The organism is Pseudoalteromonas ulvae UL12, assembly GCF_014925405.1.
Classification (GTDB): domain Bacteria; phylum Pseudomonadota; class Gammaproteobacteria; order Enterobacterales; family Alteromonadaceae; genus Pseudoalteromonas; species Pseudoalteromonas ulvae.
Genome location: NZ_AQHJ01000023.1, coordinates 52,329 through 76,569 on the forward strand (window position 1 = coordinate 52,329; position 24,241 = coordinate 76,569).

The following is a 24,241-nucleotide window of genomic DNA, read 5'->3' on the forward strand; positions in this document are numbered from 1 at the left end:
CTCATTTATGCAATAAAAAAGGAGCCCGAGGCTCCTTTTTTATTGCACGATAAACACCACTGTCATGTTATTCAGACACATCTTCATTATGCAGTTCTAAACCTGATGACATCGCATCTTCACGATCTGATTTCGCGGCATCATTTCGTAGTTCTTCAATACGATTTAAATAGTCTTGATTAATATCACCAGTGACATAGTGACCATCAAAAACAGATGTTTCGAACTCTTTGATTTCTGGATTTTCTTTTGAAACCGCCGCAATCAAATCTGGAAGAGATTGATAAATTAATCCATCTGAACCTATGCTGGCGTTAATGTCTTCGACTTCACGACCATGCGCAATCAATTCACTTGCAGATGGCATATCAATGCCATACACATTTGGAAAACGCACTTCTGGTGCCGCTGATGCAAAGTACACATTTTTTGCACCTGCTTCCCTTGCCATTTCAACAATTTGAGCAGAAGTTGTACCACGTACAATCGAATCATCAACCAGTAATACATTTTTACCTTTAAACTCACGATCAATCGCATTGAGTTTACGGCGCACAGACTTTTTGCGCTCTTCTTGGCCTGGCATGATAAACGTACGGCCAATGTAACGGTTTTTTACAAAACCTTGACGGTACGGCAAGTTCAGAACTGACGCAATTTCTAACGCGATATCACATGATGTTTCAGGAATTGGAATCACAACATCAATGTCTTTATCTGACCATTCCCGAGCGATTTTCTCACCCAACTTTGTTCCCATATTAACGCGAGTTGCGTAGACAGACATTTTATCAATTGTTGAATCAGGACGCGCAAAATAGACAAATTCAAAGATACAAGGAGAGTATGTTGCATGCTCAGAACACTGCTGCGAAAACAACTTACCATCAGTGGTCACAAAAATAGCTTCGCCTGGTGCAACATCACGTATGAATTTAAAACCATCAGCATCTAGTGCAACACTTTCAGACGCAAACATATACTCGACGCCTTTGGCTGTTTCACGCTTACCAAATACTAACGGACGAATTCCGTTAGCATCACGAAACGCGAGCATTCCATGACCAATGATCATCGCAATAGCTGCATAACCACCCACCACTTTATCATTGACCGTAGTAACGGCGGTAAAAATGTCGTCTGGTGATAAATGAAGCGTATCTGGTTTTGCAAGCTCATGAGCGAGTACATTCAATAGCACTTCAGAATCTGAGGTTGTATTTACATGGCGCTTCGCAACTGAAAAAAGCTCTTCTTTTAAAGACTCAGCATTGGTTAAGTTACCGTTATGAGCTAAAGAGATGCCAAATGGAGAGTTAACATAAAACGGCTGCGCTTCAGCAGAGCTTGATGAGCCTGCTGTTGGGTAACGGACATGACCAATACCCATATTGCCTTGTAAACGCTTCATATGACGAGTATGGAACACGTCTTTTACTAATCCATTATCTTTACGTAAATTAAACGTATTACGATCTATGGTGATGATGCCCGCTGCATCTTGGCCTCTATGTTGTAACACAGTTAAGCCATCATAAATCGCCTGATTAACAGGAGAAGTTCCGACTATACCAACAATACCACACATGTAATTATCCTCGCCGATTAACGGTTTACAGAAGTTAGAAAGCTTGAGTTATTTTCGAGATAGGCAAAAAACCATTCGATCACAAATCCAAATTCAGGAATTAAAATTGAATCTCCCCACCACTGCGTTTTTGGCGCAGATGTGAAAGCATCTAGAAAAAATAAAATGGCGCTCACCACCAGCACACCACGCAAACCACCGAATACCAAACCGAATATTCTGTCAGTACCCGACAAGCCTGTGCGTTGAACTAGTTGGCCTAAAATATAGTTTAAAATCCCACCGACAATTAGGGTGGAAAAAAATAAAATGGCGACAGCCGCTGCATTTCTTAACAGTGGCTCGCTGATTTGCGTCAAAAACGCAGCAAGATGTTCGTAGAAAAAACTAGAGATGAAAAAAGCACTTGCCCAAACAGCAAGTGACATGGCTTCTTTGACAAAGCCGCGAAGCAAACTAACACATGTCGAAATCGCAATAATACCTAAAATGGTATAATCAACCCAGATCATATAAAACCAGCCATAGTTAATTTCGGGCGCATTCTATAAGAGAAGGGCTGAAATTGCCAGATCATTTTGCAATTTCAAAGACGGTGACTTTGCCATTGAGCTTAGTCAGAGCCTTTAATTTACTCAATTGAGCTTCCAATATTTCTTTTTCAAGCTCTGGGCCTACATAGACTTTTGTAAGGGTACCAGATGGCGTTTCAACGGGGCGAGTGAACGCAGTAAAGCCAGCACCTTTTAACTTCGCAAGTAGGTTATCGACATTACCTCGATCAGAAAAGCTGCCAAGTTGAATCACATATGCAAAGTCGCTTAGATTGGATTCTGCGGGGCGCTCAAATGATGCTTCAGGCTTCACAACTGACACACTAACATTAGTTTGCTCGTCTGCTGTTAAAGGCTGTTGAATTAAATCATCACTGCTTGGTGTTTGCTCTTCGGTCAATAAATGGTCTTGTGCGACAATATCTTCAACCTGAGTCGATTTTGCGGGTAGCGCAGCGTCAATCTCAGCATCGCTGGGTGGGGCTTGTAAATCGAACTTTTTAAATTCAGGACGATCAGGAATCGTTTTAAATCCTTCTTTAAGTTGGACTTTCTCACCATCTAAAATATTTGGAATAAACACAATAGCGGCCACTAAAACAATTACGGTGCCAACAAGTCGATTTACAAACACAGAATTCACCTACGCTTCCTTTTTCTCTCGCCAGTATGTCACTGCATCAGCCACGGTAAAAAAAGAGCCGAAAACAATCAATAACTGCTTATTATTGGTTATAAGTTGATTATCTAACGCAGTGGCTATAGAAGCAAACTTTTGCACATTACCGATACCCAGCTCAGCTAATACCTCAGCTAAAAGATGATTGTCAGCTCCTCGGGCACACTGTAATGATGCAACATTCCAAATATCAATGCTGTCAGTCAATGCCGATAACGCTGCTTTTTGGTCTTTATCTTTAAGCATACCGACCAATGCATGAATTTCATACCCTTGTTGTTTGTATTGCTGCAATTGAGTGGCTAAATAAGTTGCCGACTCTGGATTGTGCGCCACATCAACGATAACAAAAGGCGCAGCACTTATCGTCTCAAAACGCCCTTCGACGTGAAGCGACCCTAGCACATCATGAACAACTTGCTGACTGGGTAACGCTGATAACTGAGCCAATGTCGTTAATGCCGTCGCGACATTTTGCACTGGAATAGCAGGTTTGCTAAATTCGCGTTTTAGTGAACCAAACTGCCAAACATATCCAGAATCTGTACTGCTGAGTTGATAATCTCGTTGAGCTAAACACACTGAGGCATCGACTAATTGTCCGTGAGCTAACACCGACTCAGGAATCGCCAAATCCCCAACAATGGCAGGCGTGTTTGAGCGAAAGATCCCTGCTTTTTCGAACCCAACCAGCTCACGTGTATCGCCTAAATACTCTTTATGATCTAAATCAATGGTCGTAATGACGCTGGCAACTGGGGTCACAATATTGGTGGCATCTAAACGCCCACCTAAGCCGACTTCTAATAAAATGTAATCAGGAGCTGTACGACGAAAAATTTCCAGCGCCCCCAAAGTCCCATATTCAAAATAGGTCAATGACGTCTCACCGCGACCTTGCTCTAAGCAATCAAAGGCAGAGATATGATACTCATCATTGAGCTGCTGACCATTCAAACGCACTCGTTCATTATATTTAATCAAATGAGGTGATGCATACGTTCCAACAGTGAAGTTTTGAGCAAGTAGCAAAGCTTCTAAACAACGTGCTGTTGTACCTTTGCCATTTGTGCCGGCGATTAAGATTATTTTACTAGGAAGAGAGAGTAGACCGAGTTTTTGTGCGACTTCTGTAACACGAGACAATCCCATTTCGATATTAACAGGATGGATGCCTTCTAAATAACAAAGCCAATCATCAAGGCTAGATGATTGGCTAGGAATATGTTGTGACATTAAATTACTCAACAATAAAAATGTTATGCAATTCTATGTTCTTGCTCCGGTGACGGCAAGTTCATAAACTTAGCGACTAATCGCGCTAGTTTATCACGCATTTCACGGCGATCCACAATCATATCAATCGCGCCATGCTCAAGTAAAAACTCACTACGCTGGAACCCTTCAGGAAGCGTTTCACGTACCGTTTGTTCAATCACTCGAGGGCCAGCAAAACCAATCAGCGCTTTAGGCTCTGCCACATTAATATCACCTAACATGGCTAAAGATGCCGATACACCGCCCATGGTTGGATCCGTCAATACTGAGACAAAAGGTAAGCCTTTTTCACTCATTTTTGCTAATGCTGCACTGGTTTTAGCCATTTGCATCAATGACATTAATGCTTCTTGCATCCGTGCGCCGCCTGATGCAGAAAAACAAATCAATGGCATATTATGCTCTAAGCATAAATTAACTGCATCGACAAAACGAGCGCCAACAACCGATGCCATTGAGCCACCCATGAAGGAAAACTCAAATGCAACTGCAGCAACAGGCACACCTTTTAAACGCCCTGTCATTGCAACTAATGCATCTTTTTCACCGCTGACTTTTTGAGCCGCAGTAATGCGATCACTGTATTTTTTTGAGTCTTTAAATTTCAAGACGTCTTTTGGTTCATGCTCAGTGCCAATTTCAACACGATCAGCATCATCGAGGAAATACTCTAAACGCTTACGCGCGCTGACTCGCATGTGGTGATTACACTTTGGACAAACGCCTAACTCTTTTTCAAGTTCTGCTTTATATAAAATCGCATCACAATCAGTACATTTGGCCCAAACGCCTTCTGGAATTTCTTTACGGCCTGACGATTTTGTTTTAGGTAAGATCTTTTCTAACCAGCTCATTCGCAATTCTCTTAATGCTAAATATTCGTTCGCGTGATGACTGCCAAGGTGAGCAGACAAATTTTTTCAATTAAAACATTATTTCTGAGACTAAGGTATAAAAAACTGGTCTTAGTTGTCAGGATTTCATGCTAATTACACTATAAAATTAATAATCAGGTAAAAACAAAGGCCCTGGATGGGTCTTTGGGATCCCCCATTGCGCGGGATAATCCACATCAACTAAGTAGAGACCCGCCGCTTTTGCTGTCGCGCTGGCTTGCGTACGGTCTTTTGCGGCAAGAATTTCTTGCATCCACTCGGGTGGATATTTACCTGTGCCGATATCAATTAAACACCCGGTAATATTGCGCACCATATGATGTAAAAACGCGTTGGCTTTAATATCAATCACCACAAAGTCGCCAAAGCGGTCGACTCTAAGATGGCTGATATTTCTAAATGGCGTATTTGATTGGCAATGAACCGCTCTAAAAGAGGTAAAATCGTTTTCGCCTAACAAGCAATCTGTTGCTTGCTGCATCAAATTAACATTTAACGGTAAGTGGTAATGGCTGATGCCATTTTTAAGAATACCCGGACGATTATTATGATTTAGTATCACATACCGATAGCGACGTGCCGTAGCACTAAAGCGCGCGTGAAATTCGCTGTCAACTTCTTGTGCCCACCTTACTGCGATAGCATCAGGTAATAAAGAGTTCATCCCAAGATAAAAAGCACTGATGTCACGCTTTGCGTCTGTATCAAAATGAACAACTTGACCTGTGCCATGAACACCTGAATCAGTACGACCTGCACACACCACTTCAACGGGATGATTACAAATACTAGACAGCGCTTTTTCAACTTCTTCTTGCACGCTGATCACATTACTTTGGCGTTGCCAACCAAAGTATTGAGAACCGTCGTATTCGACACCTAAAGCTATTCGCATATTTTCCCACTGAATATTAATCAATAATAACGTGCAATTATATAAAACTATCGAACAAACAAAAAGTGCTCTTTTACCATAACGACGACTGTGCATCATAAATCACCTCTAAAAAAGGTGTATAAGTGCACACCAAAGAGCCCGCTCAAATCTAAAAAATGAACATAAAAAAAGCAGCTAATAATAGCTGCTTTGGGTGTCATCTAGGGATTACCTTATTGTTTAGTCCAAACACCTGATTGGCCCGGCTCTTCACCTTTGGTCCACCAGCCAGCTTTGTAGGTTGCATTATTATGCGTGACCACATCACCGCCGTTGTAAACTAAATCAGCACGCCAAGCGCGAACTTGTCCATCATCAGGAATAACTTCTTCCCATGGGCCGCCTTGATCAGGTTGATTACCTTGTGTCCACCATTTAGCACGATATTGTTTACCGTTGAACAAGACAGTATCGCCAGCTAAATAAATTTTACTCGCTTGCCAAGTTGTATCGCCCCCACCCGTTGTTGTATTTGTCACTGTAACAACAAAACTGGTCGATGCCGATGCTTTGCCATCTGATACTGACACTGATACGGTATAGTCAGTGTCTGATGTCACATTTGCAGCGGTTAATGTGACATTTGACCCCGTGCCTGACAACGTCAGACCTGCAGGGACTGTCCACTCATAAGATAATGCATCGTTATCAGCATCTGATGCCACTGCCGCTACATTAATTGCTTGACCTTCTTCAACAGATACATTCGCAATCGTTTCAATCACAGGAGCTGTGTTTGCGGCATCAGCTGCTAATACACGAACAGTTGCAGATTTGCTGACGGTATCCGTGCCATCAGAGACTGCCACAGTGACAATGAAATCAGTATCGACTGATACAGATGGTGCAGTGACGACTAAGTCAGCGCTATCATTACCAGATACAACTAAACCAGCAGGTACTGTCCAAGTATAAGTAAGTGGGTCATTGTCACGATCAGAGGCGCTCGCTGAGACTGTTACTTGCTCACCCGTTTTGACACTGACTAAAGCAGGTACAGATACCACAGGTTTTGCATTAACCGGGCCACCTGTACTACCTAACCCTTCATGCATGGCATTTAAAATATCGCCGTTATCTGCATCAATTTCCCAAGCAAACAAACCGCCTAGACCTAAAGTATTGGCATATTGACCTTTAGCTATCGTTGAACGAGGGCTATCGTATGTCACTAATTTACCTGTTGCGCGGTTCCAAACATACGCACCTTGTGCTTGCTCATCATAACCAACTTCAAAGCCATTGATACCCGTGCCTGATGCGCCAATCATGGAAGACTTGATGCCTTTATAGTCAATGACACCTGCTTCCCAAACACCTTGCTCTTTTGTGCCTGTAAGCTTTCCATTACCCGGCGCCGTGAACGGATTATCAGGGTTAGTCGCGTTTGCTGGATAAACACCTTCCCATCCACGGCCATACATAGCTGTACCGAGTACTATTTTCTCTGGTGCAACACCTTGTTGTAATAACAACTGAATACCGTTATCAGTGGTATAAGCAGGCCCCTTACGCGGTTGGCCTTTGTCATCAAGTCCTGTGCCAGCACACTCATCAGGACTCATGTGTTCACCACAATATAACGCGGTTTGATGACCCGTTACGTTGTTCCAACCACCGAAGAAATCATAGGTCATGGCAAAAATGTAATCCATGTACTGCGCGGCTTGAAGATAGTTAACATCTTCAATCTTGTCATAACCCATGCCGATTGCTGATGTGAGCTGATATTCTTTGCCTGTTTCAGCGCTGAGTTCTGTTAACATGGCACGAAGCTCTTGCATTAAGGCAATGTAAGCTGGACCGTCTTTGACCGGATCGCCTAAATTTGCATTAGGGCCACCGCCACCTGGAAATTCCCAGTCAATATCCACACCATCATAAAACTTCCACGTTTTTAAGAATTCACGAACCGATGCAACAAACACATCACGGTTCTTTTTATCAGTGAAACCATGAAACGGATCAGACAGCGTCCATCCACCGACAGACGGTAAAATTTTAAGATCAGGATAGCGCTGTTTTAGTGCCATCATTTGCGAATAAGTACCGCGGATGGGATCTTTGGCATCAACACCCGGTAGTGACTTTTGGATTGCAGCCCAAGGGTCGTGAATAACCACTTCGTAATCTTGTGAGTCACCACAAGCTTTTTGTAAAGCACGCCAGCTGTTACCATTTTCGATTTCTTTTAGTGATTCATTAGGCCCACAAATTGGCACAAAACCATACAAAATATGTGTTAAGTTTTTGCCAGGCACTTTGGTTACATCAAAATCACGCCCGTAAATCCCCCACTCGACAAAATAAGCACCCACCACTTTGTTTGGATCAGTATTAAAATCACGGTTATTTGGATCGTAGTTCATTGGTAATGGCGCTAAATGCCCACCATCTGTGTCAGCAATAACAATTTTTTTCTCCGCACTGCTTGCACATTCAGCGCCTTGGCAAAGTTGCATCGTCATTTGATGACGTCCAGATTTGGTATATGGGAATGTCACTGTGCCGGTTTTTGTTCCTGGCGCTAACTGACCTTCGTTGACCACCACGCCATCAAATAAAATTTTGTAGCTATCGCCACCTTCACCGCTCCAGGCACTCCACTTTATTGCGATGTCGACTTGATCTTTACGTGTCACTAATGATTTATACGAACCTTGACCGTCAATATTGACATCAACAAACGAATAAAGCTGATCTTCCCAGCTTAAGCTTGGGGTTGAAGGGGCTGCTGTGGCATGCATGCTTGCCAATGCGGCTGCGACAGCCAATGCTGAGGTGAGTTTTTTATACATAATGTTCTCTCAGTTATTTAGTTAAAATTGAATGTAGAATTAAAGGGCTTGCCAGACTGATGCTTTCCCAGGCTCTTCGCCTTGAGTCCACCACTTAGCCTGATATTTTGCTCCCAAGTGACTCACTTCACTGCCTCCTGGGTATGACTTCACTGCTTGCCATTGATCATTACTGGTTGGTGACAGCAACTCCCACGCTGAACTGGTGTCAGGTTTCTCTCCTTTAACCCACCATTTAGCACGGTACTTTTGTCCGTTATAAGTAACGATATCACCAGCAGAATAAGCTTTGTTTTCTTGCCACGCAGGATCGGTCGGATCAACCACCGGAGTGTCATTCACGGTGACATTAAAGCGCTTTGTCGTGCTTAATTGCCCATCACTGACCGTGACACCGATAATCACTGTGGTATTGGTATCCACTTCGCCCGCGGCAAGTGTTAAGTTCATTCCCTCTGCGCTATAGGTCAGTGGTGCTGGGACATCGTACGTAAACGTTATGGGATCATTTTCATCATCAAAGGCATGAACATGCACGTTGATAGAAGTTGCTTCATCTAGGGATACATCAGCAATGTCATTAACAATCGGTGGGGTATTATCTGGCGCGACTTGCACAGATAACGCAAAGCTATAATCCTTATTTACAGCGAATACTTGATTTGAGGCGACATTACTGGCATCAAATGCAATATTGCCATCGGCTCCTTGTACACCCACTTGGAGGTACTGACTGTAATTAAGGTTAAGTGAATCAGCCAATTGCGCTTGCCAACTAGCTTGATTTTGAGTTGTAACAGCTAATTGCTCACTGACCAACTCTTGGCCTGTGGTATCAAATAAGCGCAACCACACAGTGTCGCCGACATTGGCTTGCTGTCCTTGACGAACAAAATAGCCCAATGCAAACCAATCGACTGGGGTGACTGTATCTTGTTGGATAATAATATCGCTACAGTTATAAAACCCTTCTCCGACGACATCATCCCGTTGCCAACGGGTGTATAACAGTGCTTCCCCTTGTCTATCTGCAGGGATCGCCACCTTCATTTCATAGTAACGTTTGTCATCAGGATCTTTGACAAAATCAACATTGCCATAACTTTGCACTAACTCTAAGTCTTGCCACTTCAGAGTATCTGTCGCTGCATTAAAACTTGGTTTAGATAAATAAAATTGCCAAAAACTTGGGTTATGCGGTGTTGTAGCACGAAAACGAACGTTAATTTCGCCATTAGCGTTAGGCGTAACCACGGTTTTTTGCCAATCCGCTGAAGGTAAATTCATCCCCCGCTTTTGGTGGCTGCCAGCACTGCATAACGTGCCATCAGGTATATTTGCTTCAACAGCCGCTTGATTTAAAAAATCAGCAGTATTGACTGAAAACTCATGTTCTTGAATAAACTGAACATGACCCGACTCTAAAAAAGCGGCACGGCAAGCTAGGTTCGGGATGTTCGAACCATCTTGTGGCCACCAATACCCACCTTGTGCTTCACAAAACGCTTGGCGTGCTTTTGGGCTATCCATGTAACCATGTGCCGTCACTGACGGTGAGGCTAGAGTAGCAACCAAACCCAGTGCACTTGTGATCAGAGTCACTTTAAAAATAGGTTTCATATTTGTCTCCTCAAATGCTGAGGGCCAAAGCCCTCAACATTGATTGATTAAAGGCTACAGGCTTTTGTCCAATCAGATGTACCAGGCTCTGTGGCAGTCCACCACTTTGCTTTAAATACGCCATTGTTATGCACTAACAAATCACCCGCATTGGCATGTGATGGGTTGCCTGCCCAATCTTTTCGAGGGAAATCAGGATAAACAGGGATGTCGGCAATTTTAACCCCTTCACAGGTGCCATCAGCGTTACCGCCCCCACCACCATTGCCAGGTTGAGTCGCTGCTGGTAAATGTGGGTATTCAAACGCTGCTGCGTAGACTTTGCCGTCTTTCTCAATGGTAAAATTAACAGGTCCAGTGATTGGCATGTAATACATCACTTGTGCATTAATGGTTTCACCCGGAAGGAAGGATTTCACCACACTGCCAAACTCGTTCACTAAGGTAATAGAAAAACGGTGGAACTCATTTTCATACCCACCAATGTTATTACCCGCAGCATTTGAAGCGTTTTTCTCCACCACCATGCCAAGCTTCTCTTGAGCGTTCCAATTTGATTTGAAAATAGCCGATGTAGACACAGGCACATCAAACGAAATTTTGGCACCGCTTAAATCAAGGACTGAGTGATTGGTAAAAGCAAATGTTGGTGAAATTGGGTAGTTTTTATCGCCAACTGGAAAGTCTTTTGTTTCAAAGCTGATATCCACTGATTCTGCAGGTAACACAAACTCAGCCGCACCTTTATTGATGTCGTACCCTGCCGCTTGGCTAAACTTGTTATAAGCAATAGATGTCATGGTCGAACCCATGAAATATTCTTTTTTCACTGCATCATAATCAAAGTCACCAGCAAGCTCCCAGAACATGATACCGCCCAGACCTTTATTGATGATGTAATCAACTTTGGTGGCCATTGACTCTTCATCTTCGATTGATAAGAAGACTTTTTTCTCTGCATTCCATAACCATGGCGCAACAGCGACACTGTCGTATTTACGTGCATAAGTGCCCACAAGCTGATCATCTGCAACATTCGCAGGATCGAGTCCATACACACCTAAATAAGAAGGTAAAATCCCATTTTGAAGGTTTTTCACATGCCAAAGTGGGTTACTACCGGCTGGAATTTCTTCATTATTTTTACCTAAATCATGCCAAAGATTATCGATACCTACGGCGCCATTACCACAGTTGTTTTTCTCTCCTTTTCCGGTTCCCACTGGACAATCGGCTTGATTAGGAAGCGGCGCTCTGCCCCAGAGTCCGTCCGTACCACCACTTACATCTTTAAAACCTCGGGTGTAATAAGGCACGCCAATATTGATGCGCCCAGCACTGAGTGCACCACGGAAATACGTCACAGCCCAATCAGTGTTTAAATAACCAATCCCTTCGAACTCTTTAGTACCGTAGACATTCCATGCAGCAAGCTCAGAATCTTTACCTGTGTCATATAGTGCAGCGTTATGACCAACATGGTCATTCCATGCACCATGCAAGTCATAAGACATGATGTTGACATAATCGAGATATTGCGTTGCTTGGAATGTTTCCATCCCACGTAATAAATAACCCGAAGATGGCGAAGCAATCGTGAGCATATAATGCTTACCTGCTTTTTCACCAGCCATGTCGAGCTCTTCACGCAGACGTTTCATCAACACATTGTACGACGCGTTTAAACCCGCTCGACGCGCATTTGAAATAGGAAAATCATCTGGGTGACCGGCATCATTCATCGAAGAGGGATATTCGTAATCGATATCGACACCATCGAAGCCATATCGTTGAATAAACTCAACTGAACTTTTAGCAAATGCATCAATACCAGCATGGTTGATTGAGCCATCAGCATTGGTGGTCATGGTATAAAAACCACCACTGGCGACGCGGTTACCATCAGCACCAAAGTATCCACCCGTTTCAGCCCAGCCGCCCACTGAAATCAATGTTTTAACATCAGGGTGGAGCTTTTTGTATTTGTTCAATAAGTTAAAGTGACCCGTATAGCTAAAGCTAGGATCCATTTCAGCCCCTTCTACGCCCGGCCATTCCATGTTGGTAGCAGCATTATTCACTGCATTTGGATTGCCAATTGACACTTTGTTTTCAGCGTCAACATGAGCAAAGGCATAATTAATATGAGTGATTTTGTCCCAAGGAATGTCTTTGGCTAAATAACTGGGTTGGTCATTTTTACCTGTCCGCCAACTGGTGAAATAACCGATAACACGACGTGGATGATCAGCGCCCATCTCTTCACGCCCATTGGCATCGTACACTGTACAATAAGGGGTATTGACTCCTGGAGTTTGGTACAAGCCTTCAGGTTTACAATTATCTCGGTCGTCATCAGGGGGAGTTGTAGCATCTTTAACATTAATCACCACAGCCGAGCTTGTTGTCGTAGCACCTAAGTCATCCTTAGCTACCAAAGTAAATTCAAACCGACCCACGGCGGCTGCGTTGAAAGTAAATTCGCCGCTAGCACCATTGACTTGACTGACCGATTGGCCATTTTCGAACAGCTCTAGTGAAACAACTTGGCCATCGGTGTCTTGACCTGACAACCCAAAGACAACGCTGTCATTAATATTAACAGAAGTAGTCCCTGAGGTGATGCTCAATAAGGTTTGCGGTGCTTGATTGCCTGGCGAAGCAGTATTGACTTTGATAGCAACAGCGCTTGAAGTAACGCGCGCACCTTTATCATCTTCAACAATGGCTGTCAGGACAACATCACCAACACTTGCAAGCCATTGCGCTGAATATGGAGCACTTGCGTCAGAGCTAATAAGCTGACCATTTGCGAAAAATTCAACTTGCTTCACAGTGCCATCAGCATCGCTTGCATCAGCCTTTATGACAACGCTGTCTTTTTCAGTGAAAACAGTGTTTTGCCCTGGCTCGGTGATAAGCACCATTGGATTTTCATTCGGCACATCGGTGCCACTACACGCACCAAGCGTTTCCCATTCTTGCCATGGCCCTGAATGTGTTAACGGATCTGCTTGAGTCCACCATTTCGCTTTAAAAGCCTGATTCGCTTTCTGAGCTGTTTGCCCTGCTGTGTAAGCTTGACCACTTAGCCATTGATCGATATTTGTACAATCGACAGTTTGCGCTTGCGCACCCGCTGCACTTATCAGTACAGAGAAAGTGCTGAGCTTAAATGCTCGCTGCATCATTTTCGTGTTTTTCACAACGCCTCCAGTTAACTTCAACTTAACAATATTACCCATTAAGATTACAAGCTAACATAGGATTTAACAAAGTGGCAAATATAAAAATGGGTTCAGCTTACGTTCAGGTAAAAATACATTAACCAATAAAAACAGTGCATTAGATTAAAAAGTGAATTTATCATGAATTAAAATGCAACTGAGTTTTTACTCTAAAAAACACGTACTGCACAAATGTAAATAATTGTTACATTTAATTAACGCCAGTGGTTTAGGGGCTTTGCAGTGTATTTCAGGGACACTTTTGCCCCTTTCAAAAATGAAATAAAAGTTATTAATTAGAACTAATAATTATATAGGAAAGCAATTTTTGTCATATGGCAGTCACATGAGTGAGTAAACTAGCTATTAACTCAGTCGTTCAGTTAATAGCTTTTCAAGTGCTTGTTGAATTGTCATTTCTTCATCTTCGTTTAAATAATATTCAACAGTGCGAATGACAAATTTTGTATTTTGTTTATGTTGCTTTGCAAAATCGCCGCATTGTTTTTTAAGGGCTTTATCATGCTCTTTTTCTAATTGCATTTGCCCAAATCGATAAATAGCTTGATTGTAATCATCATTATAAATTTCCAGCAAGTCGATCAAGGTTGCTTTTGGAATTCGATAAGTCTTATTTGCATAATCAAGCGCCTCTTTAGTGGTGTAAAAAACCCGATCATCAACTTTAATAGCCAGCTTCGCTTCTGGTAATACATGATGCTTGTGACCATCGACCTCATAGCTAAACCCTGAAAATTCAACTCTCTCGAGGGATTCTTTCCCTAAGATAAGCCCTGCTGCGATACTTTTGGCTAAATGGTAATCGAGTTCCTCGATTTCATCTTCTTGCCATACTTGATAAACATGAATTGCACGTTGGTATTTTTGAGCGAGGAGTTGCTTTAATTTATCTCTGCGTAAAGTAACGTAGGCTGCGTGGTTTTTTTTAAGCAATGAGACGCACTCTAAACAACTAGGTACCGCATAAAAATCGCCATCATCTTGGTCTAATTGGTAATCTTTTACGTATTGTTTAGGCGGTACGTAATCTAGCTCTGTTGCTAAACAGCCGCAATAAAAGCATTGATGATAATGCTCTGAGCTGAGCGCATTCATTTTAAAGTAAGTGACATCCTGCATAGGTGGTATTCATTATCGATTTGTTGTCATATGATTAATTTTACAGTCAAAGCCGTTTCACCTCGACTGTTTTAATTGATTAATTATCTGTATGTTTTGTCACCTGATCATGCAAGCGAGCCTACTAACTTTTCGGGAGTTTTAATGAACCTTTTTTTAACCTATTTAGGAGGGCGTATCACAGGTGGCAACATTGAAATTCATGACGTGCAATTTGTAGTAGGACCCAATATTGAACATACATTTTCAGAGCTTAAACAGCGCTGGATAGGCAATAAAAACAGCGTACACCTCGACGCATACATCACATTAAGGTATGTCGATGGTTACAGCATCACGATTGCCAATGAACCTCAAGATACTCAATTGAGTCTTTATTTTGTTAATATTGGCGGTTATCAAAAGGATAAAATCGCAGAACAACATGAATTTGGGGTATTTGTTGCCACAAGCGAAGCCCATGCTATTTCAAGAGCCAAGCAGCAATTATTAAGAAATACTGAGTTACAACACAAAGATGACAGCTACGACATCGACGATTGTTTTAAAGTCTCTCTATTTGATCTTCACCAATATATTCATCTGACCCCGACACCCCACACGCAAGCATTTATCCCTGATTGGTATGGGTACCATGTTTTATAATTAACAACTTTCTACTATCTTTGATGAGTCTATTCCCACAGAGAATACCGAATGAATGCTTTACCATTAGAAAAACAACTCACAGTACTTTTTCGGCTAGAACCAGGTTGCCTAGGGCCTCAGGGGATTGATTTTATAGAAGAGTTTTGCTCGTTTATCAATAAGCAACCCCCTCAACTACACTATGCTCGTTTTAATTTTGTGGCTCGGTACGATAAAAAACTGCCTGAGTGGGAGTACTCTATCAACAAACGTAACTTGAACGACGAAAAAGTTGCCATGTATCTCAACCTATTTCAAACAAATAAGTCTGCCTTCGAAGAAGAAATTGAAGAGCTACTCGCACAACGAATCGAAGTTTTTTTTGCGCGTAGCTAAACAAACATCCCATCAATGTTCTTGCGGATACGCAGGCACTTAAATACAGCTGTTGACTCTACTTAAAAATTAAAGGTACACCTTTATCTTTTTGGCTTTTAATCAATGCATTACTACACTGTAAATGTGAAAACACACATAAAAGCAACATTAGGATGAAAAACATGAAAAAACAGTTACTCGTGTACGCTATTGGTCTTGCCTGTTGCGCTAGTTCCGTGCAAGCAGAAGTCAGAGTCAATGGATTCGCATCCATCATTGGTGGAATGACATTAGATAAAAACAGTAATTTATTCGGTTATACTGACGAATTTTCTTTCGAAAATGAGAGTTTATTTGCACTGCAAGTCTCTGCCGATTTACAAGAAAACTTGAGTGCAACCGCTCAAATAATGGCAAAAGGCAGTAATGACTTTAATGCTGAGTTTGAATGGGCTTATTTAACTTACCAAATTAATGATCAGACACAAGTAAGCGCTGGTCGAATGCGCGTTCCTTTTTACCGTTACTCAGACTTTCTTGACGTGGGTTATGCCTACCGTTGGATTAGACCACCACAGTCGGTCTACAACCTTCCTTTTTCAACTTATGAAGGCTTAAGCTTAGTGTACAACACCCAACTTGGAGAGTGGGACTCAACTCTGCAAGTGATTGGTGGCGCTACTAGTGGTGATGTAAGAACGTTTACAGACAACGACCCATCTAAGCTCGATGGTATTGTCGGTGTAAACTGGACGATGATGTATGAGTGGCTCAGCCTTCGCGCGGCATATTTTGTAGCAGAAACCACTGTAAGTGGCGAAAACTCACCTCAGTTTACTGGATTAATTGCCGGCTTAAATAACTATGGGTTAACCGACCAAGTAGACGAATTACTGATTGATAAAGATGATGGTAGCTTCTTGGGATTAGGATTTTCTGTTGATTATGAAAATTTCTTACTCGATGGTGAATTTACTGAGCTCAATGTCGACAATAGCTTTATTGCCCCACAAGAACAGTATTACCTTGCAGCGGGATATCGCATTGATGAATGGCTGATTCATATGACCTATGAGAAACGCGATGTTGAGCACGAAACGAGTAAATATAACACAGTGCCAGTTACCATCGAACACCCTGTATTTGGCACTATTCCCGTCTCTACCGATCCAACTAACCCCAATGCGCCACTGCTACGTGACTTAACCAATGCAGCACTTGCAGGGACTATGGTTGATTCAAGCTCGATGTCATTTGGTATTCGCTATGACTTCCATTCTTCAGCAGCACTGAAAATAGATTACACGATAGTTGATAACTCGCTAACAAACACCGATACAGATGTCCTCGCCTTCGGCGTTGATCTTGTCTTTTAAGGAGCGCACACACATGAAAAAATTATCTTCAATTTTAATTTTGAGTTGCTGCTCATGGTTTGCCACTGCAGAAGTGGCCATTGTGGTTAATACTGCTAATGCAAATAGCTTAGATCAAAGTGCAATCGCTAAAATTTACTTAGGAAAATCTAAATCTTTTCCAAGTGGTGACAAAATTGAATTTGCCACCTTAGATGATGGCCATGCTACGACAGAAGAGTTCAATGATAAGGTGTTAAAAAAATCAAGTAGTCAAGTTAACGCGTATTGGTCTAAATTGGTTTTCACAGGAAAAGGAACTCCTCCTAAAAAACTTGAGAATGATGCTGCAATGCTCCAGTTTGTGGCGTCCAATCCAAACGCCATTGGCTTTGTTGATGCAGGTAAAGTAGACGACAGTGTGAAAGTGATTGCGACATTTTAATTCTGAGATTGAATTTGTTTTACAGTTAAGTGTATTTAAAACAGCAAAAAGCCAACTGATTTCTCAGTTGGCTTTTTTATTTGGTGCCGTGAGCGGGACTTGAACCCGCACGAGCATAGCTCACCACCCCCTCAAGATGGCGTGTCTACCAATTCCACCACCACGGCAAATACTTTAGTTTGGAACTTCAGATGTTTTATTCTCTGATACTGGTACATCTTCAACAACTGGAACAATCTTTTCAACTACTTCTGCAGCAGGTGCAGTAGATAAATCAGACCACTCGTCTGTTTTCTTAATTTGGCCAGCTGTTAAGTTACCAAGAACGATACTTAAAACAAAAAATACAGCTGCTAGTGTTGTTGTGGTTTTAGTCATGAAGTTACCTGCACCACTCGAACCAAATACAGTAGCCGAAGCACCTGCGCCAAATGAAGAGCCCATATCTGCGCCCTTACCTTGTTGGATTAGCACCATTCCGATCAGAGCTAAAGCAACAATTAAATAGATAACCAATAAAATTTCGTACATCGTTATACGTTCCCTTGTGCACTTTGGCAAATATTAACGAAACTGTCAGGTTTTAGGCTTGCGCCACCGACCAATCCGCCATCAATATCTGGTTGTGCAAACAATAATTCGCTACTAGACTCATTGACGCTACCACCGTAAAGGATAATAAGCGATTGAGCTACATCTGCATCGAGTGCAGCAATTTTAGTTCTTATGAACTGATGCACTTGTTGTGCTTGTTCTGGCGTCGCAGTTTTACCTGTGCCTATCGCCCAAACGGGTTCGTATGCTATCACAGATTTATCTAAAGACACCACACCTAAATCGTCAATTACAGCATCTAATTGCTTTGAAATCACCGACTCGGTTAAATCTTGTTCGCGCTCTTGCTCTGTTTCACCCACACATAAAATTGGAATGAGCTGAGAAGACTGTGCTCTTGCAAATTTCTTCGCGATTAAACTATCAGACTCACCATACAAGCTTCGACGTTCTGAATGACCAACTAGAGTGTATTTACAACCTAGCTCGTACACTAAACTTGCATCGACTTCACCTGTAAACGCACCTGCTTCTTCATGAGAAACTGTCTGCGAACCAACATTGAGCCCAGTATTAATCGCGTTGGATAACAAAGGAAAAGGTGGAAAAACCACTACATCTACGTTATCTAGTTCTGCTGCTTTTACAGCGTTGGCCATCTGATTAACCAATTCAACTGAACCATTCATCTTCCAGTTGCCGGCAACCATTTTTTTGCGTAATTTCATTAATTACTCCAACTTGTTAAGCGGGCGAGATACTAGCGCGACTCACCCAAAGATTCAAGAAAATAGTTTAGTTAAACTGACTGATTGCTCACACTTTCAACAACTTCGGCGATTTTTGTTGCAAAATCGATAACTTGCTTCTCTTGCTCAGCTTCGACCATGACACGCACAACAGGTTCAGTTCCCGATTTACGCAGTAAAACTCGGCCTTTTCCAGCAAGGAGCGCTTCGACTTCCTTAACTGACTCAATAACACGAGAGTCATTGACCGGATCAGTCCCTTGAGGGTAACGAACATTGATCATTTTCATAGGATACTTAACGAATCCTTTGCCCAAGTCTTCGAGTGTTTTATTTTGTGCGATCATCGCTGCTAATACTTGTAGACTTGAAATGATGCCATCCCCTGTCGACGTTAAATCAAGATTAAGGATGTGGCCTGAGCTTTCACCACCTATTTTCCACCCTTTTTGCTTTAATAGCTCCATGACATAACGATCACCCACTTTGCTGCGTGCAAACGGGATGCCGCGTTCAACTAACGCATTTTCTAACCCCATATTAGACATGACAGTGCCTGCTACACCCGTCTCACCAAGACTACCATCTTGCTGTGCCTGACATGCTAAAATATAGACAATATCGTCCCCGTCAAACACACGGCCTTTGCGATCAACCATCATGACTCGGTCTCCATCGCCATCATAAGCAATACCGACATCTGCTTTTTCTTCAAGAACTTTGCGCACCAAAGCATCAACATGGGTCGCGCCACATTCGAGATTAATATTCAAGCCATTCGGTTGACAAGCAAAGCTGATCACTTCTGCGCCAAGCTCTGATAATACCGATGGAGCAATATGATAAGTCGCACCATTGGCACAATCGACCACGACTTTCAAACCTTCTAACGACATACGATCTGGAAATTGGCTTTTGCAAAACTCAATGTAACGACCATCAGCATTATCCAGACGGCGTGCCTTACCAAGCTGTTCAGATGCAACGCAGGTCATTTCTTCATCTAACATAGCTTCAATTTGCATTTCCACATCATCAGGTAACTTTAACCCTTGGCTAGAGAAAAACTTGATACCATTATCATGAAATGGATTATGTGATGCACTGATCACAATTCCCGCCTCGGCACGAAATGTTTGTGTCAAATACGCGACCGCAGGGGTTGGCATTGGACCAAGCAACACTACATTTATGCCTGCTGAAATTAACCCAGCTTCTAAAGATGTTTCTAATAAATAACCTGAAATACGGGTATCTTTTCCGATGATGACTTTTTTTGTGCCCTTTTGTGATAGGACTTTACCCGCAGCCCAACCGAGCTTTAATGCAAATTCTGGCGTAATTGGATATTGACCAACTAACCCGCGCACGCCATCCGTGCCAAAATGTTTTTTATTACTCATCTAAATTCCATATTCTGTTGCTTGCCAAACTTTTAATACATCGACGGTTTGTGCCACGTCATGTACACGAATAATTTTTGCACCTTTTTGCGCTGCGATAAGCGCCCCCGCGAGCGAGCCCGCCAATCGATGTTCTGTGTCACGCGACAACAAGTTTCCAATCATCGATTTTCGAGACAACCCCGCCAACACTTCGCAACCGTGCAACCTAAACTGTCCAAGTTCTTTTAATAACTGATAATTGTGCTGCAGTGTTTTACCAAATCCAAAACCGGGATCGAGAATAATATTCTCTAATAAGAACCCCTTTTTGACACATGCATCAATTCGCTCTTCAAAAAAGCAATTAATTTCTGAGATTAAATCGGTGTAAACAGGGTTATTTTGCATTGTCCGCGGTGCGCCTTGCATATGCATTAAACACACCGGCACCTGTAACTGCGCTGCCATTTCAAGCGCACCAGGTTCTTGCAACGCTCTGACATCATTGATGATGTCAGCACCCGCAGCGACAGCCTGCTTCATGACCTCAGCCTTGCTGGTATCAATCGAAATAATACAATCAGATTGCATTCTAAGCGCTTTAATGACTGGGATAGTGCGTTTTAGTTCCTCATCAAGAGCGACTTCTGGTGCATTTGGCCGAGTGGATTCGCCGCCAATATCTATGATAGAAGCCCCCTCTGCCAACATTTGCAGCGCCTTAATGACAGCGCTGTCGAATGTATTATGGCACCCGCCATCTGAAAATGAATCAGGAGTAGTATTTAAGATCCCCATAACATGAGGAGCCTTACTTAGGTCTAACGAGCGACCTTGACGTAACGTTAAAATAGACATGCATTACCTATCAATACGAGCGTATTGCTGTGCAACGAAGATTTAAATATTAAAAAACCCCGAAAGTTCGGGGTTTTATGATTGAGATTTTACCGCTTATTGCTCTTGATCATCAAGCTTTGTTGTCGGTTTTTTCTCGGCCTCTGCAGGCTCCACAACTTGCTCTTCTACTTCATCGGCAACAACATCTTCTTTGATATCTTTGCTTTTAAAGTGATTATCGTGAGCATCAGTCGGTGGACGAACTTCTCTTCGCGCCATCAAATCATCAATTTGTTTTGCGTCAATTGTTTCGTATTTCATCAATGCATCTTTCATAGTATGAAGAATATCGATGTTATCTTTTAGTATTTGCTCTGCACGTAAGTAGTTACGATCTGAGAGTTCACGAACTTCTGCATCAATGATTTTAGCTGTTTCATTAGACATACTCTTAGCTCGCGCTGAACTGCGCCCCATGAATACTTCACCTTCTTCTTCAGCATAAAGAAGTGGGCCTAATTTTTCACTTAATCCCCATTGAGTGACCATTTTACGTGAGATTTCAGTTGCGCGTTCAATATCATTGCTCGCACCGGTTGTCACTTTTTCAAAGCCATAAATTAACGCTTCAGCAATTCGACCACCATACAAGCTTGAAATCATTGACTCTAAGTGTTGTTTAGAATGGCTGACACGATCTTGCTCTGGCAAGTACATGGTCACACCTAACGCTCTTCCGCGTGGAATGATTGACACTTTATAAACCGGATCATGCTCAGGTACCATGCGGCCAACAATCGCGTGACCTGCTTCATGATACGCTGTCATTTCTTTTTCTTGCTCGCTCATCACCATGGACTTGCGCTCAGCACCCATCATGATTTTATCTTTAGCGGCATCAAATTCTGCCATGCTAACCACACGTTTATTACCGCGTGCAGCATAAAGTGCAGCTTCATTAACTAAGTTAGCTAAATCCGCACCAGAAAAACCAGGTGTACCGCGCGCGATAACAGATGCTTTAACATCATCAGCTAATGGCACTTTACGCATGTGCACTTTTAAGATTTGCTCTCTTCCACGAATATCTGGAAGGCCTACAACAACTTGGCGGTCAAAACGTCCAGGACGAAGTAAGGCAGGATCAAGTACATCTGGACGGTTAGTCGCAGCAATCACGATAATCCCTTCATTGCCTTCAAAGCCATCCATTTCAACTAACATTTGGTTAAGTGTTTGTTCACGCTCATCGTGACCACCACCCATACCAGCGCCACGTTGGCGACCTACAGCATCGATTTCATCAATAAAAATGATACAAGGCGCTGCTTTTTTAGCTTGTTCGAACATATCACGAACACGCGATGCACCCACACCCACAAACATTTCAACAAAATCAGAACCAGAAATAGTGAAAAATGGCACTTTCGCTTCACCGGCTACCGCTTTAGCAAGCAATGTTTTACCTGTACCAGGAGGGCCGACCATCAACACGCCTTTTGGAATGCTGCCACCAAGTTTTTGAAACTTTGATGGATCGCGTAAAAAATCAACCAGTTCAGTGACATCTTCTTTCGCTTCATCACAACCTGCGACATCTGCGAACGTTGTTTTGACTTGATCTTCACTCATTAAGCGAGCTTTACTTTTACCAAAGGACATCGCGCCTTTGCCACCGCCGCCTTGCATTTGACGCATGAAGAAAATCCATACACCAATAAGCAGTAACATTGGGAACCACGAAATAAAAATAGTGGCTAAAATTGATTGTTCTTCAGGTGGTTTGCCCACCACATTGACACCATTTTTAAGAAGATCATTCATCAAGTCGCCGTCATACATAGGCATAATCGTGGTAAAACGCTCACCACTGTTTTTAATACCACTTACTTGACCTGTGCCTTGATCCATTCTGACTTCACGGATCGCACCACTGCGTACATCATTGATGAATTGCGAATAACTTGTATTACGGTCGCTTGCATCGCCCGGATTAAAGCTCTGAAAGACCGACATTAATACGACGGCGATTACTAACCAGAGTATGAGATTTTTAGCCATATCACTCAAGGGGTTAACCTCTTGTTTTCAATTAATTAAAAGTTTCAGGAATTCCTGACCTAATGTACTACAGTTTGTACCCTGTAGCTACTATATACACTTCTCTTGAACGCGCACGTGAAGAATCTGGTTTGCGTATCTTGACCGAATTAAAACTCGACCGCACGTCCTTAACATATTGATCAAACCCTTCTCCTTGGAAAACTTTAACTGCAAAACTGCCATTTTTCTTAAGAACTTGGTGGCACATGTCTAATGCTAATTCAACAAGATACATACTGCCAGCTTGATCTACTGATAAATGACCGCTCATGTTAGGTGCCATATCAGAAAGCACCACATCTACATTTTTACCACCTATACGATTAAGAAGTGCATTTAGCACACTTTCTTCACGAAAATCGCCTTGCAAAAATTCCACGCCGGCCAGGGGATCCATGGGCAGAATATCACACGCGATCACTTTACCGTTAAAACCGATAAGCTCAGCAACGTATTGCGACCAACTACCGGGAGCTGCGCCTAAATCAACCACAGTCATACCGTCTTTGATCAATTTATCTTTATTTTGCAACTCTTCTAATTTAAACATTGCACGTGAGCGTAGCCCTCTCTTTTGGGCTTCTTGTACATAATGATCGTCAAAATGCTCCATCAACCAGCGCTTAGAACTGGATGTGTGCTTTTTTTTTGTCATGAATTTACACTCAACTAATTAGTATTATTCTCTAGATGGCGTTAGAATACCGATAATTCAAGCTTTATCCAACGAAATTTGTAACAACATGACATTATCAAACAAGCAAAAACAGTTTTTAAAAGGCCTAGCACACAGCCGTAAGCCTGTGGTTTTACTAGGAAGTAATGGATTAACTGAAGGCGTAGTGGTCGAAATTTCCAACGCCCTCGATATTCATGAATTAATTAAAGTTAAAGTACCGACTGAAGATCGTGAAACCAAAAATTTAATTTTTGAAGCCATTGTTCGTGAAACGGGTGCAATTAAATTACAAACAATTGGCCATATAATTGTATTATTCCGCCAATCAGACGACAAAAAAATCGAACTGCCACGCAGATAGATAATTTTTCGTCATTTGTGTTTTATAAAAAAGCCAGCATCCGCTGG

General features: G+C 42.4%; 21 protein-coding genes and 1 tRNA gene. 5 read left to right on the top strand and 17 right to left on the bottom strand.

Features of this window, described 5'->3' with window-relative positions; genetic code table 11:
• Positions 1-67: 67 nt before the first annotated feature.
• The 10 genes from purF to PULV_RS03785 all read right to left on the bottom strand — a co-directional run bounded on the left by purF (position 68) and on the right by PULV_RS03785 (position 14,717).
• Positions 68-1,588 carry an amidophosphoribosyltransferase gene (gene purF, locus PULV_RS03740; RefSeq protein WP_193330957.1) on the bottom strand — a complete coding sequence of 507 codons (1,521 nt, stop codon included), beginning with the start codon at positions 1,586-1,588 and terminating at the stop codon, positions 68-70.
• Positions 1,589-1,605: 17 nt separating this feature from the next.
• On the bottom strand, positions 1,606-2,100 hold the full coding sequence (locus PULV_RS03745; RefSeq protein WP_086742884.1) for a CvpA family protein: 495 nt from the start codon (positions 2,098-2,100) through the stop codon (positions 1,606-1,608).
• 61 nt (positions 2,101-2,161) lie between these two features.
• Positions 2,162-2,785, bottom strand: coding sequence for an SPOR domain-containing protein (locus tag PULV_RS03750; RefSeq protein WP_086742883.1), 624 nt, complete (start codon positions 2,783-2,785; stop codon positions 2,162-2,164).
• On the bottom strand, positions 2,786-4,057 hold the full coding sequence (gene folC, locus PULV_RS03755; protein WP_086742882.1) for a bifunctional tetrahydrofolate synthase/dihydrofolate synthase: 1,272 nt from the start codon (positions 4,055-4,057) through the stop codon (positions 2,786-2,788).
• Positions 4,058-4,080: 23 nt separating this feature from the next.
• A complete protein-coding gene (gene accD / locus PULV_RS03760; RefSeq protein ID WP_193330958.1) occupies positions 4,081-4,953 on the bottom strand; it encodes an acetyl-CoA carboxylase, carboxyltransferase subunit beta in 873 nt (290 codons plus the stop codon).
• 148 nt (positions 4,954-5,101) lie between these two features.
• Positions 5,102-5,890, bottom strand: a complete 789-nt coding sequence (gene truA, locus PULV_RS03765; protein ID WP_193331254.1) for a tRNA pseudouridine(38-40) synthase TruA — start codon at positions 5,888-5,890, stop codon at positions 5,102-5,104.
• Positions 5,891-6,105: 215 nt separating this feature from the next.
• Entirely contained in the window at positions 6,106-8,730 is a 2,625-nt protein-coding gene (locus PULV_RS03770; protein WP_193330959.1) for a glycosyl hydrolase family 18 protein, read from the bottom strand.
• 39 nt (positions 8,731-8,769) lie between these two features.
• Positions 8,770-10,350 (bottom strand): lytic polysaccharide monooxygenase, encoded by a 1,581-nt coding sequence (locus PULV_RS03775; RefSeq protein WP_193330960.1) that lies wholly within the window; start codon positions 10,348-10,350, stop codon positions 8,770-8,772.
• 47 nt (positions 10,351-10,397) lie between these two features.
• Positions 10,398-13,538, bottom strand: coding sequence for a glycosyl hydrolase family 18 protein (locus PULV_RS03780; RefSeq protein WP_193331255.1), 3,141 nt, complete (start codon positions 13,536-13,538; stop codon positions 10,398-10,400).
• A gap of 405 nt (positions 13,539-13,943) precedes the next feature.
• Positions 13,944-14,717, bottom strand: coding sequence for a hypothetical protein (locus tag PULV_RS03785; RefSeq protein ID WP_086742878.1), 774 nt, complete (start codon positions 14,715-14,717; stop codon positions 13,944-13,946).
• 144 nt (positions 14,718-14,861) lie between these two features.
• Here PULV_RS03785 and PULV_RS03790 point away from each other — a divergent pair, with 144 nt between their 5' ends.
• The 4 genes from PULV_RS03790 (at position 14,862) to PULV_RS03805 (ending at position 17,522) form a co-directional block, all read left to right on the top strand.
• Positions 14,862-15,362: a DUF1543 domain-containing protein gene (locus tag PULV_RS03790; RefSeq protein ID WP_086742877.1), complete on the top strand. Its 501-nt coding sequence runs from the start codon at positions 14,862-14,864 to the stop codon at positions 15,360-15,362.
• A gap of 51 nt (positions 15,363-15,413) precedes the next feature.
• Positions 15,414-15,740 (top strand): hypothetical protein, encoded by a 327-nt coding sequence (locus PULV_RS03795; protein ID WP_086742876.1) that lies wholly within the window; start codon positions 15,414-15,416, stop codon positions 15,738-15,740.
• 164 nt (positions 15,741-15,904) lie between these two features.
• Positions 15,905-17,098, top strand: a complete 1,194-nt coding sequence (locus PULV_RS03800; protein ID WP_086742875.1) for a porin — start codon at positions 15,905-15,907, stop codon at positions 17,096-17,098.
• Positions 17,099-17,111: 13 nt separating this feature from the next.
• The gene (locus PULV_RS03805; RefSeq protein ID WP_086742874.1) at positions 17,112-17,522 is read left to right on the top strand and encodes a type 2 periplasmic-binding domain-containing protein; all 411 of its coding nucleotides are present in this window, start codon (positions 17,112-17,114) and stop codon (positions 17,520-17,522) included.
• 81 nt (positions 17,523-17,603) lie between these two features.
• Here PULV_RS03805 and PULV_RS03810 read toward each other — a convergent pair.
• The 7 genes from PULV_RS03810 to rlmE all read right to left on the bottom strand — a co-directional run bounded on the left by PULV_RS03810 (position 17,604) and on the right by rlmE (position 23,809).
• A tRNA-Leu gene (locus tag PULV_RS03810) sits at positions 17,604-17,689 on the bottom strand.
• Between the two features lie 7 nt (positions 17,690-17,696).
• Positions 17,697-18,053 (bottom strand): preprotein translocase subunit SecG, encoded by a 357-nt coding sequence (secG, locus tag PULV_RS03815; RefSeq protein ID WP_193330961.1) that lies wholly within the window; start codon positions 18,051-18,053, stop codon positions 17,697-17,699.
• A gap of 2 nt (positions 18,054-18,055) precedes the next feature.
• Positions 18,056-18,805 carry a triose-phosphate isomerase gene (tpiA, locus tag PULV_RS03820; RefSeq protein WP_193330962.1) on the bottom strand — a complete coding sequence of 250 codons (750 nt, stop codon included), beginning with the start codon at positions 18,803-18,805 and terminating at the stop codon, positions 18,056-18,058.
• Between the two features lie 71 nt (positions 18,806-18,876).
• Positions 18,877-20,229, bottom strand: a complete 1,353-nt coding sequence (gene glmM, locus PULV_RS03825; RefSeq protein ID WP_086742871.1) for a phosphoglucosamine mutase — start codon at positions 20,227-20,229, stop codon at positions 18,877-18,879.
• Complete coding sequence (gene folP / locus PULV_RS03830) at positions 20,230-21,069, bottom strand: dihydropteroate synthase (RefSeq protein WP_193330963.1); 840 nt, start codon at positions 21,067-21,069, stop codon at positions 20,230-20,232.
• Positions 21,070-21,165: 96 nt separating this feature from the next.
• The gene (gene ftsH, locus PULV_RS03835) at positions 21,166-23,112 is read right to left on the bottom strand and encodes an ATP-dependent zinc metalloprotease FtsH (RefSeq protein WP_227009346.1); all 1,947 of its coding nucleotides are present in this window, start codon (positions 23,110-23,112) and stop codon (positions 21,166-21,168) included.
• A gap of 67 nt (positions 23,113-23,179) precedes the next feature.
• A complete protein-coding gene (gene rlmE / locus PULV_RS03840; protein WP_086742868.1) occupies positions 23,180-23,809 on the bottom strand; it encodes a 23S rRNA (uridine(2552)-2'-O)-methyltransferase RlmE in 630 nt (209 codons plus the stop codon).
• A gap of 88 nt (positions 23,810-23,897) precedes the next feature.
• Here rlmE and yhbY point away from each other — a divergent pair, with 88 nt between their 5' ends.
• Positions 23,898-24,194 carry a ribosome assembly RNA-binding protein YhbY gene (gene yhbY, locus PULV_RS03845; RefSeq protein WP_086742867.1) on the top strand — a complete coding sequence of 99 codons (297 nt, stop codon included), beginning with the start codon at positions 23,898-23,900 and terminating at the stop codon, positions 24,192-24,194.
• Positions 24,195-24,241 lie beyond the last annotated feature (47 nt).

Bases quoted from the DNA above. Each gene is read 5' to 3' on its own strand.
- purF (WP_193330957.1), bottom strand. From the start codon at position 1,588: ATGTGTGGTATTGTTGGTATAGTCGGAACTTCTCCTGTTAATCAGGCG.
- PULV_RS03745 (WP_086742884.1), bottom strand. From the start codon at position 2,100: ATGATCTGGGTTGATTATACCATTTTAGGTATTATTGCGATTTCGACA.
- folC (WP_086742882.1), bottom strand. From the start codon at position 4,057: ATGTCACAACATATTCCTAGCCAATCATCTAGCCTTGATGATTGGCTT.
- accD (WP_193330958.1), bottom strand. From the start codon at position 4,953: ATGAGCTGGTTAGAAAAGATCTTACCTAAAACAAAATCGTCAGGCCGT.
- truA (WP_193331254.1), bottom strand. From the start codon at position 5,890: ATGCGAATAGCTTTAGGTGTCGAATACGACGGTTCTCAATACTTTGGT.
- PULV_RS03770 (WP_193330959.1), bottom strand. From the start codon at position 8,730: ATGTATAAAAAACTCACCTCAGCATTGGCTGTCGCAGCCGCATTGGCA.
- PULV_RS03775 (WP_193330960.1), bottom strand. From the start codon at position 10,350: ATGAAACCTATTTTTAAAGTGACTCTGATCACAAGTGCACTGGGTTTG.
- PULV_RS03780 (WP_193331255.1), bottom strand. From the start codon at position 13,538: ATGCAGCGAGCATTTAAGCTCAGCACTTTCTCTGTACTGATAAGTGCA.
- PULV_RS03785 (WP_086742878.1), bottom strand. From the start codon at position 14,717: ATGCAGGATGTCACTTACTTTAAAATGAATGCGCTCAGCTCAGAGCAT.
- PULV_RS03790 (WP_086742877.1), top strand. From the start codon at position 14,862: ATGAACCTTTTTTTAACCTATTTAGGAGGGCGTATCACAGGTGGCAAC.
- PULV_RS03795 (WP_086742876.1), top strand. From the start codon at position 15,414: ATGAATGCTTTACCATTAGAAAAACAACTCACAGTACTTTTTCGGCTA.
- PULV_RS03800 (WP_086742875.1), top strand. From the start codon at position 15,905: ATGAAAAAACAGTTACTCGTGTACGCTATTGGTCTTGCCTGTTGCGCT.
- PULV_RS03805 (WP_086742874.1), top strand. From the start codon at position 17,112: ATGAAAAAATTATCTTCAATTTTAATTTTGAGTTGCTGCTCATGGTTT.
- secG (WP_193330961.1), bottom strand. From the start codon at position 18,053: ATGTACGAAATTTTATTGGTTATCTATTTAATTGTTGCTTTAGCTCTG.
- tpiA (WP_193330962.1), bottom strand. From the start codon at position 18,805: ATGAAATTACGCAAAAAAATGGTTGCCGGCAACTGGAAGATGAATGGT.
- glmM (WP_086742871.1), bottom strand. From the start codon at position 20,229: ATGAGTAATAAAAAACATTTTGGCACGGATGGCGTGCGCGGGTTAGTT.
- folP (WP_193330963.1), bottom strand. From the start codon at position 21,069: ATGTCTATTTTAACGTTACGTCAAGGTCGCTCGTTAGACCTAAGTAAG.
- ftsH (WP_227009346.1), bottom strand. From the start codon at position 23,112: ATGGCTAAAAATCTCATACTCTGGTTAGTAATCGCCGTCGTATTAATG.
- rlmE (WP_086742868.1), bottom strand. From the start codon at position 23,809: ATGACAAAAAAAAAGCACACATCCAGTTCTAAGCGCTGGTTGATGGAG.
- yhbY (WP_086742867.1), top strand. From the start codon at position 23,898: ATGACATTATCAAACAAGCAAAAACAGTTTTTAAAAGGCCTAGCACAC.